This window comes from Polaromonas sp., assembly GCF_013817205.1.
GTDB lineage: Bacteria > Pseudomonadota > Gammaproteobacteria > Burkholderiales > Burkholderiaceae_C > Polaromonas.
The window spans coordinates 1-13,811 of sequence record NZ_JACDDD010000092.1 but is presented as its reverse complement, the minus strand read 5'-3'; the positions used below and the strand labels follow the sequence as shown (position 1 = coordinate 13,811).

12 protein-coding genes and 1 pseudogene are annotated in these 13,811 nt (G+C 62.9%); 8 read left to right on the top strand and 5 right to left on the bottom strand.

The features are described from left to right. Window positions 1-471, bottom strand: a pseudogene (fadH, locus tag H0W47_RS16410) (NADPH-dependent 2,4-dienoyl-CoA reductase); the annotation flags it as partial. 603 nt (window positions 472-1,074) lie between these two features. On the opposite strand from fadH, the gene H0W47_RS16405 reads away from it, so the two are divergent. Together H0W47_RS16405 and xth are read left to right on the top strand one after the other, a co-directional pair. Further along, window positions 1,075-1,293, top strand: coding sequence for a hypothetical protein (locus tag H0W47_RS16405; protein WP_296926314.1), 219 nt, complete (start codon window positions 1,075-1,077; stop codon window positions 1,291-1,293). Window positions 1,294-1,303: 10 nt separating this feature from the next. After that, entirely contained in the window at window positions 1,304-2,110 is an 807-nt protein-coding gene (gene xth, locus H0W47_RS16400) for an exodeoxyribonuclease III (protein ID WP_296926316.1), read from the top strand. Window positions 2,111-2,152: 42 nt separating this feature from the next. On the opposite strand, the gene H0W47_RS16395 is transcribed toward xth, so the two are convergent. Further along, window positions 2,153-3,214: a quinone-dependent dihydroorotate dehydrogenase gene (locus H0W47_RS16395; protein ID WP_296926312.1), complete on the bottom strand. Its 1,062-nt coding sequence runs from the start codon at window positions 3,212-3,214 to the stop codon at window positions 2,153-2,155. Window positions 3,215-3,295: 81 nt separating this feature from the next. Between H0W47_RS16395 and rpiA the strand changes: the two genes are divergently transcribed. Next, complete coding sequence (rpiA, locus tag H0W47_RS16390) at window positions 3,296-3,967, top strand: ribose-5-phosphate isomerase RpiA (protein ID WP_296926310.1); 672 nt, start codon at window positions 3,296-3,298, stop codon at window positions 3,965-3,967. A gap of 219 nt (window positions 3,968-4,186) precedes the next feature. Continuing rightward, window positions 4,187-5,020 (top strand): 2-oxo-tetronate isomerase, encoded by an 834-nt coding sequence (otnI, locus tag H0W47_RS16385; protein WP_296926308.1) that lies wholly within the window; start codon window positions 4,187-4,189, stop codon window positions 5,018-5,020. Window positions 5,021-5,031: 11 nt separating this feature from the next. Here otnI and H0W47_RS16380 read toward each other — a convergent pair whose 3' ends face one another. The 3 genes from H0W47_RS16380 to H0W47_RS16370 all read right to left on the bottom strand — a co-directional run bounded on the left by H0W47_RS16380 (window position 5,032) and on the right by H0W47_RS16370 (window position 8,365). Continuing rightward, window positions 5,032-5,694, bottom strand: coding sequence for a glutaredoxin family protein (locus H0W47_RS16380; RefSeq protein ID WP_296926305.1), 663 nt, complete (start codon window positions 5,692-5,694; stop codon window positions 5,032-5,034). Between the two features lie 23 nt (window positions 5,695-5,717). Then, window positions 5,718-7,793, bottom strand: a complete 2,076-nt coding sequence (locus tag H0W47_RS16375) for a M3 family metallopeptidase (protein ID WP_296926303.1) — start codon at window positions 7,791-7,793, stop codon at window positions 5,718-5,720. Window positions 7,794-7,888: 95 nt separating this feature from the next. After that, on the bottom strand, window positions 7,889-8,365 hold the full coding sequence (locus H0W47_RS16370) for a YhbY family RNA-binding protein (RefSeq protein ID WP_296926301.1): 477 nt from the start codon (window positions 8,363-8,365) through the stop codon (window positions 7,889-7,891). Between the two features lie 32 nt (window positions 8,366-8,397). Here H0W47_RS16370 and H0W47_RS16365 point away from each other — a divergent pair, with 32 nt between their 5' ends. The 4 genes from H0W47_RS16365 (at window position 8,398) to glmM (ending at window position 13,476) form a co-directional block, all read left to right on the top strand. Next, window positions 8,398-9,093, top strand: a complete 696-nt coding sequence (locus tag H0W47_RS16365) for an RlmE family RNA methyltransferase (protein WP_296926300.1) — start codon at window positions 8,398-8,400, stop codon at window positions 9,091-9,093. 124 nt (window positions 9,094-9,217) lie between these two features. Next, the gene (gene ftsH / locus H0W47_RS16360) at window positions 9,218-11,137 is read left to right on the top strand and encodes an ATP-dependent zinc metalloprotease FtsH (RefSeq protein WP_296926298.1); all 1,920 of its coding nucleotides are present in this window, start codon (window positions 9,218-9,220) and stop codon (window positions 11,135-11,137) included. 63 nt (window positions 11,138-11,200) lie between these two features. Further along, complete coding sequence (gene folP, locus H0W47_RS16355; RefSeq protein WP_296926296.1) at window positions 11,201-12,094, top strand: dihydropteroate synthase; 894 nt, start codon at window positions 11,201-11,203, stop codon at window positions 12,092-12,094. A gap of 50 nt (window positions 12,095-12,144) precedes the next feature. After that, entirely contained in the window at window positions 12,145-13,476 is a 1,332-nt protein-coding gene (glmM, locus tag H0W47_RS16350; RefSeq protein ID WP_296926294.1) for a phosphoglucosamine mutase, read from the top strand. Window positions 13,477-13,811 lie beyond the last annotated feature (335 nt).

Sequence of the window (13,811 nt, the reverse complement as noted above, 5' to 3'; positions counted from 1 at the left end):
GTCGCGCGCCAGCAGCGCGCAGCGTATGAAGGCACGGATCTGCCGTTCGATGCCACCAGCGCTGAGCTCGCGCGGCGTGAAGGGCGAGATCGGGCTCTGGATGCGCGAAGGCGCCACACACAAGGGGTGGTAACCGTAACGCCCGGTGTGCAGGATCTGCAGCGCGATCTTGCCGCCCTCGGCATGCACCGCATCAGTGACCTGTTTGTGGCGCCGCGCCGCGCCTGAACTTGCCAGCATGCCGGCAAACGGTTTGGTCCAGCCGGCGATGTTGGGCGCAAAACCGCCGGTCACCATCAGCCCGACACCCCCGCGCGCGCGCTCGGCAAAGTAGGCCGCCATGGCAGGGAAGTGTTTGCGCCCATCCTCCAACCCGGTGTGCATGCTGCCCATCAACACCCGGTTTTTCAGCGTGGTGAAACCCAGGTCGAGAGGGGCGAGGAGATGGGGGAAAGGTGAGGTTGTAGTCATCGTGTTGTTGTCGAAGTCAAAGCTGACTGCATGGTAGTCGCAAGCAGACGCGAGCTGTGGAGTGCGCCAACTAGCCGGGGGTTGCCCGGCGGCAACTCACTTTCTTTTTGCGTCGCCAAAAAGAAAGTAAGCAAAGAATAAGGCGACCCGATGGTCTGGGTCCCTTCGCTTCGCTACGGGCAACCTCCGGTGCTCGACAACAGCGGGGTCTCGCTCGAACTCGTCTTCGGCTCAGACAATCGCGATCCCTGATCCGCTTTTGCCTGCGCTCCTCGGCCCAGCCCGACGGGTGGGGGATGGAAACCGGGCACTGGGGATAAAAGTCCGGAGCAGAAGAAGCGCGCAGCGCTTCTTCTGCGGGAATCCCAACAGGCTGCCATGCTTGCGCGCGAGCGCAGCTCACGCGGCTAAATGAAGTCCCCCTCCATCGCCCAGCAGGGCGAGGGAGGGGCTAGGGGTGGGAGTGGGGAGTTGATACTACTCTCCAGAACAAGCCCCAGCCGCAGCGTGATGCTGGCGCTGTCGATCTTGCTAGCGGTTTTGTCCGACAGGCCGGCATACCAAGGGCTGCTAAGTTCCAAAAACATGTCCCAAGGAATTACCATGCCCGACAACAACACCTCCCCAACCCGCGATGCACACGGCGGTGCCGCCACCGAGCCGCCTGTCACCCGTACCGATACCGACAGCACCGACAACAGTTCCAGCGCGCTGATCGAGGCGCCGGTCCAACCCGGCCAGAAGCGGCCGCTGGACCAGCATGAGTTTGCCGATGGTGGTGGCGGCGGTGGTGCCGAAGCCTTCCGCCGCAAGCCTGAATAACTCCCACCGGATGAAACTCGCGACCTTCAACATCAATGGCATCAAGACCCGCTTGCCACAACTGCTGGACTGGCTGGACAAGGAGGAGCCCGATGTCGTCTGCCTGCAGGAGTTGAAGGCGCTCGACGGCATGTTCCCTCAGGCTGCGCTCAAGGAGGCGGGCTACAGCCCCTTGTGGAAGGGCCAGCGCTCCTGGAACGGCGTGGCGATTCTTGCAAAGGGTGAGCAACCACCGCTGGAAATCCGCCGCGAGTTGCCGGGCGATGCGAAGGACGACCAGAGCCGCTACATCGAAGCGGCGGTGGATGGGCTGATCGTCGCCTGCCTCTATCTGCCCAACGGCAACCCGCAGCCCGGCCCCAAGTTCGACTACAAACTCGCCTGGTTCAAGCGCCTGCATGATCACGCGCAGGAGTTATACAACTCGGGCCACCCCGTGGTGCTGGCCGGCGATTTCAACGTGATCCCGACCGACCTCGACGTGTACAAACCGGTCTCATGGAAACGCGACGCGCTGATGCAGCCCGAGACCCGGCAGGCCTATGCCAACCTGCTGGCCCAGGGCTGGACCGACAGCCTGCGGCATCTGCACCCGGAGGAACGCATCTACACCTTCTGGGACTATTTCCGCCAGCACTGGCAGCGCAACGCCGGCCTGCGTATTGACCACATCCTGCTCAATGCCGAACTGGCGCCGCGCTTGAAGAGCGCCGGCGTGGACAGCTGGGTGCGCGGGCAGGAGCATGCCAGCGATCATGCGCCGGTGTGGGTGGAATTGGGCCAGGCCAAGGCTTTCGCCAAAAGGAAGAAGCCCTGAATGCTATCAATTCAGTAGCTGCTTGCGCCCGCCCGACAAGGGCTAGTGGCTCTTTTTAATCGCAAGTGCGGCCTGGGTGACCAGATCCGGCCCCTGGTAGATCAGCCCGGTGTAAATCTGCACCACATCGGCGCCGGCCTGGATCTTGGACACGGCGTCGGCACCGCTCATGATGCCGCCTACCCCGATGATGGGGAAGGTTTTTCCCAGCGCAGCTCGCAGCTGGCCAATGACCCGGTTGCTTGCCGCCAGCACCGGCGCGCCGCTCAGGCCACCGGCTTCCTCAGCATGCGGTAGCCCCTTGACCGCGTCGCGGCTCAAGGTGGTGTTGGTGGCCACCACGCCGTCCATCCCGTGGCGCTTGAGTGTGGCGGCGATCACATCGACCTGCGCTTCGTCGAGATCCGGCGCGATCTTCACGAACAGCGGCACGCGCTTGCCGTGTTGCTTGGCCAGCGTTTCGCGGCGTTCGGCGATGCGGCCCAGCAGCGCGTCCAGCGCCTCGTCGCTTTGCAGTGCGCGCAGGTTTTTCGTGTTGGGGCTGGAGATGTTGACCGTCACATAGTCGGCATGCGGGTACACGCCGTCCAGGCAGATCAGGTAGTCGTCCACGGCGTTTTCAATCGGCGTGGCGGCGTTTTTGCCGATATTCAGGCCCAGCAGCAGCGGGCTGGCGCCCTTGCGCTTGCGGAAGCTGGATTGCTGCACATTGGCGATAAAGGCGTCCAGCCCCTCGTTGTTGAAACCCAGGCGGTTGATCAACGCATTGGCCTGCGGCAGGCGGAACATGCGCGGCTTGGGGTTGCCCGGCTGAGCCTTCGGCGTGACTGTGCCAACCTCAACAAAACCAAATCCCATGGCGGCCAGGCCATCAATGCAGCGTGCGTTTTTGTCCAGTCCGGCGGCCATGCCGACGCGGTTGGGAAACTTCAGACCCGCCAGCTTGACCGGGTCGTCCACGCGGCTGGAGCAATAAACCAGCGACAGGGGCGTGCGCTGGGTGCCGGCCAGCGCGGCCATGGTCAGCTCGTGGGCGGTTTCCGGGTCCAGCCCAAATAAAAACGGGCGGGCGAGGGCATAAGGAAGTTTCTGGAGCAGGGACATTGGATAATTTGTGTTGTTCTGTGCGACAGCCCATTGTCGCAAACCCTTTATCCCAACCCTCTCACCCGATTGCGGACCGACATGACCCAGGACGAACTCAAAACACAGGTGGGCCAAGCGGCCCTGCATTACGTCGAGCCCGGCACCATCGTCGGTGTCGGCACCGGCTCCACCGTTAACAAGTTCATTGACGCGCTGGCCAGCATCAAGGACACGATCAAGGGCGCGGTGTCGAGCTCGGTGGCTTCGACCGAACGCCTGAAGGCGCTGGGCATCCCGGTCTTTGAGGCTTCGGAGGTGGATGAACTGGCGGTCTACATCGACGGCGCCGACGAGATCGACCACGCCGGCCACATGATCAAGGGCGGCGGCGCGGCGCTGACGCGCGAAAAAATCGTCGCGGCCCAGTCGCGCAAGTTTGTCTGCATTGCCGACGAATCCAAGCTGGTGCAGGTGTTGGGCCAGTTTCCGCTGCCGGTGGAGGTCATCCCGATGGCGGCGCAGCGCATTGTTCGTGAGTTTGCGGCCCTGGGCGGCACCGCCACCCTGCGCCTGAAGGGCGGCCAGCCACTGGTCACCGACAACGGTCAACATATCCTCGACGTCGCCGGCTTGAAGATCACCGATCCGCTGGCCTTTGAAACCCGCGTCAATCAGTGGCCGGGCGTCGTGACAGTGGGTGTGTTTGCGCTGCAAAAAGCCGGCGTCTGCCTGCTGGGCACCGAAGCTGGCGTCAAGACCCTGGTGTTTTGAGCCATTGAGCGTCGCCCGCGTGCTCAAAGAGCTTACGGAACTTGAGGAAACTGCACGCTGCACGTGTCTGCGGGGCGCGGCGCACATCGAGGCGTTGAGCCAGATGTTTTGCGCGCGCTGGTGAGGCAAATCAACAGTCAAATTGGCCATCAGCCCACGACTGGTATGCGTGGATAGCTATCAATTCAGTAGCATTTTAAGATAGCCTGGAGACCCGTCATGCCGAAATTTGCAGCCAACCTGTCGATGATGTATCCCGAACTGCCGTTTCTGGAGCGCTTCGAAGCCGCCGCGAAAGACGGGTTTCGGGCCGTGGAGTTTCTGTTTCCGTACAGCTTCGACAGGCAGGAACTGGCCGCGCGGCTGAAGGGCAACGGCCTGCAGCAGGTGCTGTTCAACGCGCCGCCGGGCGGCACCGATGTGGCATCCATCGCCCAGGCCTGGGAAAAAGCCGGCGACCGCGGCACTGCGGCGGTGCCCGGCCGCGAGTCGGAATTCCGCGCCGGCTTGATGCTGGCCCTTGACTACGCCGATGCGCTGGACTGCCCACGCATCCACCTGATGGCTGGCCTGGTCGCCGACGGGCAGGAGCGGGAAGAACTGCGCCCGACCTATGTGGCCAACCTGCGCTGGGCCGCTCGGGAGGCGGAAAAGCGGGGGCGCGACGTGTTGATCGAACCGATCAACACACGCGACGTGCCGCGATTCTTTTTGAACCGGCAAGACCATGCACACGAGATCCTGGCCGAGGTTGCAGCGCCCAATCTCAAGGTGCAGATGGATCTGTACCACTGCCAAATTGTCGAGGGCGACGTGGCGATGAAGATTCGCAAATACCTGCCTACCGGCGTGGTCGGGCACTTTCAGATTGCCGGCGTGCCTGGGCGCCACGAGCCGGATGTCGGCGAGGTCAACTACCCCTACCTGTTTGCAGTGATTGATGAGGTGGCAGAGGCCAGCGGCTGGGATGGCTGGATCGGCTGCGAGTACCGGCCCCGGCAGGGCGGACAGCCCGGCGGCACCTCGGCCGGGCTGGGCTGGTTGCCGCGCTGAGCGGTCAGCGCCTAGAAGCGGATGCCGGCGGGGTTGTCCGGCGTTGCAGCAGGCGTGATGGGGGTGGGTGCGGGGGCTGCCGCAGCACGCGCAACGCCCGGCGCGGTTGCGGCTGCTGCAGGTGCAGTGTTGACTGTGACCAGCGGCGTGGCTGCGGCCTGGCGATAGCTGGCCGGCAGCACCGATGACTTCGGGTAACCGGCGGCGTCGAGGAACTGGGTCCATTCCGCATCCGAGAAACCCTTGAGCTGCTGGCTGCCTATCGTCACGAAGGGCAACACGCTTTCTCCGCTGAGCCGCTTCAGGGCCTGGCTGTCCTCAAACGTAATCACGGTTTTTTCCGTGAAGGGAATGCCGCGCGTGATGAGCATGGAACGCGCCGAGCCGCAGGGGCTGCAATCGGTGCCGGCATACAGCGTCACCGGGTATTGGCCAGCAACCCGGCGCAGCTCAAACGGCAGTGAAGGATTGGCGGCCGCGCGGCTGCCGTCGCTGGACGACGCAGTGACCCGTGCATTCGCAGAGGCCGGTGGTGGCTGGTCGGAAAACGTCACCTTGCCGTCCGGGCCGACGATGCGAAACACCTGCTGCGCTGAAACACTGGAGGCAAAAAAGCCTGTCACCAGCACCAGCAGGGCTTGAGATGCTGCAAATTTGATAGCGGTCGAGGTCATGTGATGCTCCAAAATTGGGTCTGTCAGGCCATGCCCTGGTGGCGCAGCAAGGCGTCGATAGTTGGCTCGCGGCCCCGGAAAGCCTTGAACGACTCCATGGCAGGCCGGCTGCCGCCGGCTTCCAGGATGGCTCGCCGGTACTTTCTGCCAGTTTCTACCGTAACGGTCCCTGACGCCGCTTCGGCATCAGTGTTTATACCTGCAGCCGTGGCGATTTGTGCAGTTTCTTCGAAGGCTGCATAGGCGTCGGCCGAGAGGACTTCGGCCCATTTGTAGCTGTAATAACCTGCTGCGTAGCCGCCAGAAAAAATGTGACTGAATGTGTGTGCGGTGCGGCTATAGGGCGGAGGCGTGATGACCGCGAATTCGTCGCGCACGCCGGCCAGCAGGGCCATCACATCGTCACCAGGCTGCCACTGCGTGTGCAGCAACATGTCGAACAGCGAGAACTCGATCTGGCGCAGGGTCTGCATGCCGCTCTGGAAGTTTTTCGCTTCCAGCATTTTCTCGAAGAGTTCGCGTGGCAGCGGCGCGCCGGTGTCCACATGGGCTGTCATGTGTTTGAGCACATCCCATTCCCAGCAGAAGTTTTCCATGAACTGGCTGGGCAGCTCGACCGCGTCCCACTCGACACCGCTGATGCCGGAGACATCGCGCTCGTTGACCTGGGTCAGCAGGTGGTGCAGGCCGTGGCCGAATTCATGGAACAGGGTGATAACGTCGTCGTGTGTGAGCAGCGCCGGTTTGCCGCCCACGCCCTCGGCAAAGTTACACACCAGATGCGCCACTGGCGTCTGCAGCTTGCCGGTGTCGGGGCGCAGCCAGCGCGCCCGCACGTCGTCCATCCAGGCGCCGCCGCGCTTGCCGGTGCGCGCCGGCTGGTCCAGGTAGAACTGGCCAACGAGCTGACCGTCACGCTCAATGCGGTAAAACTCGACGCCAGGCTTCCACACCGGGGCGTGGTCGGTGCGAATGTCGACTTCAAACAGCGTCTCGACGATCTTGAACAGGCCGGCCAGTACCTTGGGCGCGGTGAAGTACTGCTTGACTTCCTGCTCGCTGAAGGAATACCGCGCTTCCTTGAGCTTTTCGCCGATGTACGCAAAATCCCAAGGTTTCGGGTCGGCCAGCGCCAGCTTTTCCGCTGCAAAGGTGCGCAGGTCTGCCACGTCTTTGAGTCCGTACGGTTTGGCGCGCTGGCCGAGGTCACGCAGGAAGCTGACGACCTGTTCCGGCGAGTCGGCCATCTTGGCGACCACCGACACCTCGCCGAAATTGCGGTAGCCCAGCAGTTGCGCTTCTTCCAGCCGTAAGGCCAGGATTTCCTGCATCACGCCGCTGTTGTCAAAGCGCGCAAATTCGGCCGGCGACTGGTCGCTGGCGCGCGTGCTGTAGGCCTTGTACAGGGTCTCGCGCAGCGCGGAGTTGTCGGCAAACTGCATGACGGGCAGGTAACTCGGCATCTTCAGCGTGAGTTTGTAGCCGTCCTTGCCTTCGGCTTCGGCCTGGGCGCGCGCCGACGCGATCACATCGTCGGGCACACCAGCGAGCTCGTCCTCGCGGGCGTAGTAGGCGAAGGCATCGGTCGCGTCCAGCGCGTTTTCACTGAACTTCTGGCTCAGTTCGGCCTGGCGCTCCTGGATGGCGGCGAAACGCTCCTTGGCCGCGCCTGTCAGCTCGGCGCCGGAGAGCACAAAGTTGCGCACGGCATTTTTGTGGGCCTGGCGCTGCTCGGCATTCAGGCTGGCGACGTCAATCGCCTTATATTTGGCGTAGAGGCGCTCGTCCGCGCCCAGGCGGGTCCAGAACTCGGTGACCCGGGGCAGGGACGCGTTGTAGGCCGCGCGCAGCTCGGGCGTATCGGCCACGCCGTTGAGGTGGCTGACAGCGCCCCAGGCGCGGCTCAGGTTTTCGGTGGCGATATCGAGCACGCCGGCAATCGCCGTCCAGCTGGCCGGGAAGTCGGGTGCGGTGACGCGCTCAAGGGCGGTTTCCGCATCACCCAGCAGCACATCGACGGCGGCGCCGACGTGTTCAGGCTGGATCTGGTCAAACAGCGGGAGATCGGTTAAGTCGAGCAGCGGATTGGGGTTGGTCATGGAACTCAGCTGTGGGCGGTGCCGCCCGATCTAAAGGGACAAACTGGGACAAAACGAGCAAAACATCACATTGGGACCCGTCCTCGCAGGTAAGTTCAATCCTGCGAGCGTTTTTTGAGGCTTTGCAGCCGTGGCTTTTTCGCGCGTTTGACGGTGCCACCGGGTGTCAGGCGCTGGTTGCCGAGCACGCGCAGGGTTTTGACCTCGGGGCGCTGGCCGTAGCGGCTGCTGTTTTTGAGGACCTTCACATCGCGCGGGCCGGGCATGCGGTCCTCGTTGACCTTTTTTTCCTTGGGCGGCATGGGCCGCCACAGCACCAGCAGCTTGCCGATGTGCTGGATCGGCGCCGCCCCGAGTTCGTCACTGACGTTCTGGAAGATCGCCTCGCGACCGGCGCGGTCGTCGGATTGCACGCGCACCTTGATCAGGCCGTGCGCCTTAAGCGCCGCGTCGATTTCCTTCTTGACGGCGTCGGTCAGGCCGTCGGTGCCGACCATCACGACGGCGTCCAGGTGGTGCGCTTCGGCGCGGTGTTCTTTGCGCTGGGCGGGGGTAAGTAGTATTTGAGCCATACCCCGATTATCCGTGAGAGGACAATAGGGCCATGAAAGTAAAAACCCAAAGCAAAAAGGTCAACAAGGCGTGGCTCAACGACCACGTCAACGATACCTATGTAAAGCTGGCCAAAAAAGAGGGTTACCGCGCGCGTGCAGCCTACAAGCTCAAGGAGATCGACGACGCGCTGGGCCTGATCAAGCCTGGGCATTGCGTGGTGGATCTGGGCAGCGTGCCCGGTGCCTGGAGCCAGTATGCGCGGCGCAAGCTGTCACCGTCGGGCGCGGCCGTCGGCGCGTTGAACGGGCGCATTGTGGCGCTGGACATCCTGCCCATGGACCCGGTCGAAGGCGTGGTTTTCATCCAGGGCGACTTCCGCGAGCCCGAGGTGTTGCAACAGCTTGAGCAGACCTTGAGCGCTGACAGCGGTTTCACCAAGGTCGATGTGGTGATCTCCGACATGGCGCCCAACCTCTCGGGCATAGAAACTGCCGATGCAGCACGCATCGCCCACCTGGTCGAACTTGCGGTGGAGTTTTCCGTGAGCCACCTCAAGCCCGACGGCGCGCTGGTGGTCAAGCTGTTCCACGGTGGGGCCTACAGCCCGCTGGTCAAGCTGTTCAAGGAGACCTTCAAGGTCGTCAAGCCCTTCAAGCCCAAGGCGTCGCGCCCCAACTCATCTGAAACCTTTCTGGTCGGCCTGGGTCTTAAAGAGAGCCGCCAAAGCGCAGATGCGCGGGGGTAAACGCCAAAAATTGCCGCAAAACCGGTTCAAACCTAGGGATGTCCTTGCAGGGGCATTCGGTTTTCGCCCTTGAAACGCCTAAAATCAGGCGCATGTGCCTTGTGTTCCTCTATCGGAGACATCCTTGAACAATCAGTGGTTTTCCAAAATTGCAATCTGGCTGGTGATCGCCATGGTGCTGTTCACCGTATTCAAGCAATTTGATACACGCGGCGGCGCTGGTACCAACTACCTGGGTTACTCCGAATTCCTCGACGAGGTCAAAGGCAAACGCATCAAATCTGCAACGATTGCAGAAGGCCAGGGCGGCACCGAAATTTCCGCCGTCACCACCGATGATCGCCGCATCCGCACCACCGCCACATACTTGGACCGCGGGCTGGTCGGCGACTTGATCGCCAACGATGTCAAGTTCGACGTCAAGCCCCGTGAAGAAGGCTCGCTGCTGATGACCCTGCTGGTCAGCTGGGGTCCTATGCTGTTGCTGATCGGCGTCTGGATCTACTTCATGCGCCAGATGCAGGGCGGCGGCAAGGGTGGGGCCTTCAGTTTCGGCAAGTCCAAGGCGCGCCTGCTCGACGAGTCCACCAACCCCGTAACCTTTGCCGACGTGGCTGGTTGTGACGAGGCCAAGGAAGAGGTCAAGGAAGTTGTCGACTTCCTGAAAGACCCGACCAAGTTCCAGAAGCTGGGCGGACGCATTCCACGCGGCCTGTTGCTAGTCGGCCCTCCGGGCACCGGCAAGACTCTGTTGGCGAAAAGCATCGCGGGCGAAGCCAAGGTGCCGTTTTTCTCGATTTCCGGTTCTGACTTCGTCGAAATGTTTGTCGGCGTGGGCGCATCCCGTGTGCGTGACATGTTCGACAACGCCAAGAAAAACGCCCCCTGCATCATCTTTATTGACGAGATCGACGCGGTAGGCCGCCAGCGTGGTGCCGGCCTGGGCGGGGGCAATGACGAGCGCGAGCAGACCCTGAACCAGATGCTGGTCGAGATGGATGGTTTCGAAACCAACGTCGGCGTGATCGTGGTGGCTGCCACCAACCGTCCCGACATCCTGGACGCTGCCTTGCTGCGCCCCGGCCGATTCGACCGCCAGGTGTATGTCACGCTGCCCGACATCCGAGGCCGCGAGCAAATCCTCAATGTCCACATGCGCAAGGTGCCGCTGGGCCAGGACGTCAGTCCGATGGTGATTGCCCGCGGCACACCCGGCATGTCCGGCGCCGACCTGGCCAACCTCTGCAACGAAGCCGCCCTGATGGCCGCACGCCGCAACGCGCGCACCGTCGAGATGCAGGACTTCGAAAAAGCCAAGGACAAGATCCTCATGGGCCCCGAGCGCAAGAGCATGGTTATGCCCGAGGAAGAGCGCCGCAACACGGCTTATCACGAGTCCGGCCACGCGCTGCTTGGCAAGATGCTGCCCAAGTGCGACCCGGTGCACAAGGTCACCATCATTCCTCGTGGCCGCGCACTTGGTGTGACCATGAGCCTGCCGGCGCAGGACCGTTACAGTTATGACCGCGAATACATGCTGAGCCAGATCAGCATGCTGTTTGGTGGCCGTATCGCCGAAGAAGTCTTCATGAACCAGATGACGACTGGCGCCAGCAACGACTTCGAGCGCGCCACGGCGCTGGCCCGCGACATGGTCACGCGTTACGGCATGACCGAGGCGCTGGGTCCCATGGTGTATGCCGAAAACGAAGGTGAAGTGTTCCTGGGCCGTTCGGTCACCAAGACCAACAACATGAGCGAAGCCACCCTGCAAAAAGTGGACGGCGAGGTTCGCCGCATCATTGACCAGCAGTACACCGTGGCGCGCACCCTGATTGAAGACAACCAGGAAAAAATCCACGCCATGGCCAAGGCGCTGCTTGAGTGGGAAACCATTGACGGCGACCAGCTCGACGACATCATTGCCGGCAAGGACCCGCGACCACCGAAAGACTGGACACCGCGCAACCCTTCTGTGGGCGGAGGCGGCCCGAGCGACGGCACACCGGCGGTGACTACCGATCCGGCACCCACGGTGGCCTGAAAGCTGCCAGCCAGATAACAACCGGGGCAGGTCCCCGGTTTTTCTTTGTCCGGGGGGACGCTCATGAATTGGCAGACTTCGCGCTTTTTAATTGACTTGGGACAACCCCGCGTCATGGGCATCGTCAATGTCACGCCGGATTCGTTTTCGGACGGTGGCAACTTTTTTTCCGCGGGCAGCGGCCAGCGGTCGGCGCTGGATCATTGCGAGCGATTGCTGCGTGACGGCGCCGACATGCTGGATATCGGTGGCGAATCCAGCCGGCCCGGTGCGCCGCCGGTGCCGCTTGAAGAGGAGCTTGCCCGGGTGCTGCCGGTGGTGCGTCACGCCGTCACGCTGGGTGTGCCGGTCTCGGTAGACAGCTACAAGACCGAAGTCATGCAGGCTGTGCTGGACCTGGGTGCCGACATCATCAACGACATATGGGCCTTGCGCCAGCCCGAAGCGGCTGCCGTCGTGGCGGCGCATCCTTCCTGCGGCGTCTGCCTGATGCATATGCACCGCGAGCCGCAGACCATGCAGGCCGCGCCCATGGAAGGCGACGTGGTGCCGCAGGTGCTGACCTTTCTGGAAACCGCTGCCACGGGTCTGAGGGCCCTCGGGGTGGACGCCGGGCGCATCGTGCTCGATCCGGGCATCGGCTTTGGCAAAACGGTGGCACAGAACTTTTCACTGCTTGCACGTCAGCAGGAGTTGCTGGCTGCCGGCTATCCGCTACTGGCCGGCTGGTCGCGCAAGTCATCTTTGGCAGCGGTCAGCAGCAATTCACTGGCCAGCGTGGCCAAGCTCGACATCGCCGACCGAATGGTGCCCAGCGTCACAGCGGCGGTGCTGGCCGTCGATCGCGGTGCGCGCATTGTGCGGGTACATGATGTGCGCGAGACCGTGCAGGCGCTGAAGGTCTGGGTGGCGGCCACGGCGCCGCAGCCTACAAGCGGTCAGATGGGCCCCCCGTAGAATTTCCGCTGGCGTAAACATCGAACTCACAACAATCACGGACGACGACAATGACCAGAAAATACTTCGGCACCGACGGCATTCGCGGCACAGTGGGCCAAGCGCCGATCACACCTGACTTTGTACTGCGCCTGGCCCATGCGGTCGGCCGCGTGCTCAGGCGCACCGAAGCGCGGCCGACGGTGCTGATCGGCAAGGACACGCGTATTTCTGGCTATATGCTGGAAAGCGCACTGGAGTCGGGCTTCAACTCGGCCGGTGTTGACGTGGTGCTGCTGGGCCCCTTGCCGACGCCCGGAGTCGCTTACCTCACGCGCACCCAGCGCGCCAGCCTCGGCGTGGTGATCAGTGCCAGCCACAACGCCTTCCCAGACAACGGCATCAAGTTCTTCAGCGCCCAGGGGGCTAAGCTCGACGATGCCTGGGAGCTGGCGGTGGAAACGGCGCTGGAAGAAGCGCCGGTGTGGGCCGACTCACCCAACTTGGGCAAGACGCGCCGCCTCGACGACGCGGCCGGCCGGTATATTGAATTCTGCAAAAGCACCTTTGCCAACGACCTGACGCTCAAGGGCATGAAAATCGTGGTCGATGCGGCGCACGGCGCGGCGTATCACATCGCCCCCGAGGTCTTCCATGAGCTGGGTGCCGAAGTCATCGCCATCGGCTGTTCCCCCGACGGCATCAACATCAACGATGGGGTGGGCGCGACCCACCCCGAAGCCCTGATCAAGGCTGTCAGTGCCTACGGTGCGCACTACGGCGTGGCGCTGGACGGCGACGCCGACCGCCTGCAACTGGTCGACGCCGAAGGCCGGCTGTTCAACGGCGACGAAGTGCTCTACCTGATGGTGGCCGAACGGCTTGAGCGGGGCGAAAAGGTGCCCGGCGCTGTCGGCACACTGATGACCAACATGGCTGTCGAGGTGGCGCTGCAGAACCGCGGTGTCGAGTTTGTGCGCGCCAAGGTCGGCGACCGCTATGTTCTGGAGGAACTGGAAAAAAAGGGCTGGCTGCTGGGCGGCGAAGGCTCAGGCCATCTGCTGGCGCTGGACAAACACACGACCGGTGACGGCCTGATCAGCGCACTGCAGGTGCTGCAGGCCTGCGTGCGCAGCGGCAAAACGCTGGCGCAGTTGCTGGCCGATGTGACCTTGTTTCCGCAGACCCTGATCAATGTGCGGCTGCAGCCCGGACAGGAATGGAAAGACAACGAGCGTCTTGCCGCCGCGTCGCGCGCAGTGGAAGCCGAACTCGGGAACAGTGGCCGGCTGCTGATCCGGGCCAGCGGTACCGAGCCGCTGCTGCGGGTGATGGTAGAGGCGCGGGATGCAGCGCAGGCGAAGGCTTGTGCGGAACGCGTGGCGGATACCGTTCGATCCTGAACCGCCATCCCGGACTTGATCCGGGGCCATAGTTGATGACTCCTGCAGTGTGGTCTGGCAACAAGCCGGGTCTCGCCCCGGCGGGCGACTCACTTGTCTCTTGCGTCGCCAAGAGAAAGTAAGCAAAGAGAAGGCGACCCGATGGTCTGAGTCCCTTCGCTTCGCTACGGGCACCCTGCGGTGCTCGGTAAAAGCGGGGTCGAGCTCGAACTCGCCTTCGGCTCAGACAATCGCTCGCCCTGATCCGCTTTTGCCTGCGTTCCTCGGCCCAGCCCGACGGGTGGGGAAGAATGGATACCAAAGAAAAAATCCGGAGTGCAGGAAGCGCGCAGCGC

Bases quoted from the DNA above. Each gene is read 5' to 3' on its own strand.
- H0W47_RS16405 (WP_296926314.1), top strand. From the start codon at position 1,075: ATGCCCGACAACAACACCTCCCCAACCCGCGATGCACACGGCGGTGCC.
- xth (WP_296926316.1), top strand. From the start codon at position 1,304: ATGAAACTCGCGACCTTCAACATCAATGGCATCAAGACCCGCTTGCCA.
- H0W47_RS16395 (WP_296926312.1), bottom strand. From the start codon at position 3,214: ATGTCCCTGCTCCAGAAACTTCCTTATGCCCTCGCCCGCCCGTTTTTA.
- rpiA (WP_296926310.1), top strand. From the start codon at position 3,296: ATGACCCAGGACGAACTCAAAACACAGGTGGGCCAAGCGGCCCTGCAT.
- otnI (WP_296926308.1), top strand. From the start codon at position 4,187: ATGCCGAAATTTGCAGCCAACCTGTCGATGATGTATCCCGAACTGCCG.
- H0W47_RS16380 (WP_296926305.1), bottom strand. From the start codon at position 5,694: ATGACCTCGACCGCTATCAAATTTGCAGCATCTCAAGCCCTGCTGGTG.
- H0W47_RS16375 (WP_296926303.1), bottom strand. From the start codon at position 7,793: ATGACCAACCCCAATCCGCTGCTCGACTTAACCGATCTCCCGCTGTTT.
- H0W47_RS16370 (WP_296926301.1), bottom strand. From the start codon at position 8,365: ATGGCTCAAATACTACTTACCCCCGCCCAGCGCAAAGAACACCGCGCC.
- H0W47_RS16365 (WP_296926300.1), top strand. From the start codon at position 8,398: ATGAAAGTAAAAACCCAAAGCAAAAAGGTCAACAAGGCGTGGCTCAAC.
- folP (WP_296926296.1), top strand. From the start codon at position 11,201: ATGAATTGGCAGACTTCGCGCTTTTTAATTGACTTGGGACAACCCCGC.
- glmM (WP_296926294.1), top strand. From the start codon at position 12,145: ATGACCAGAAAATACTTCGGCACCGACGGCATTCGCGGCACAGTGGGC.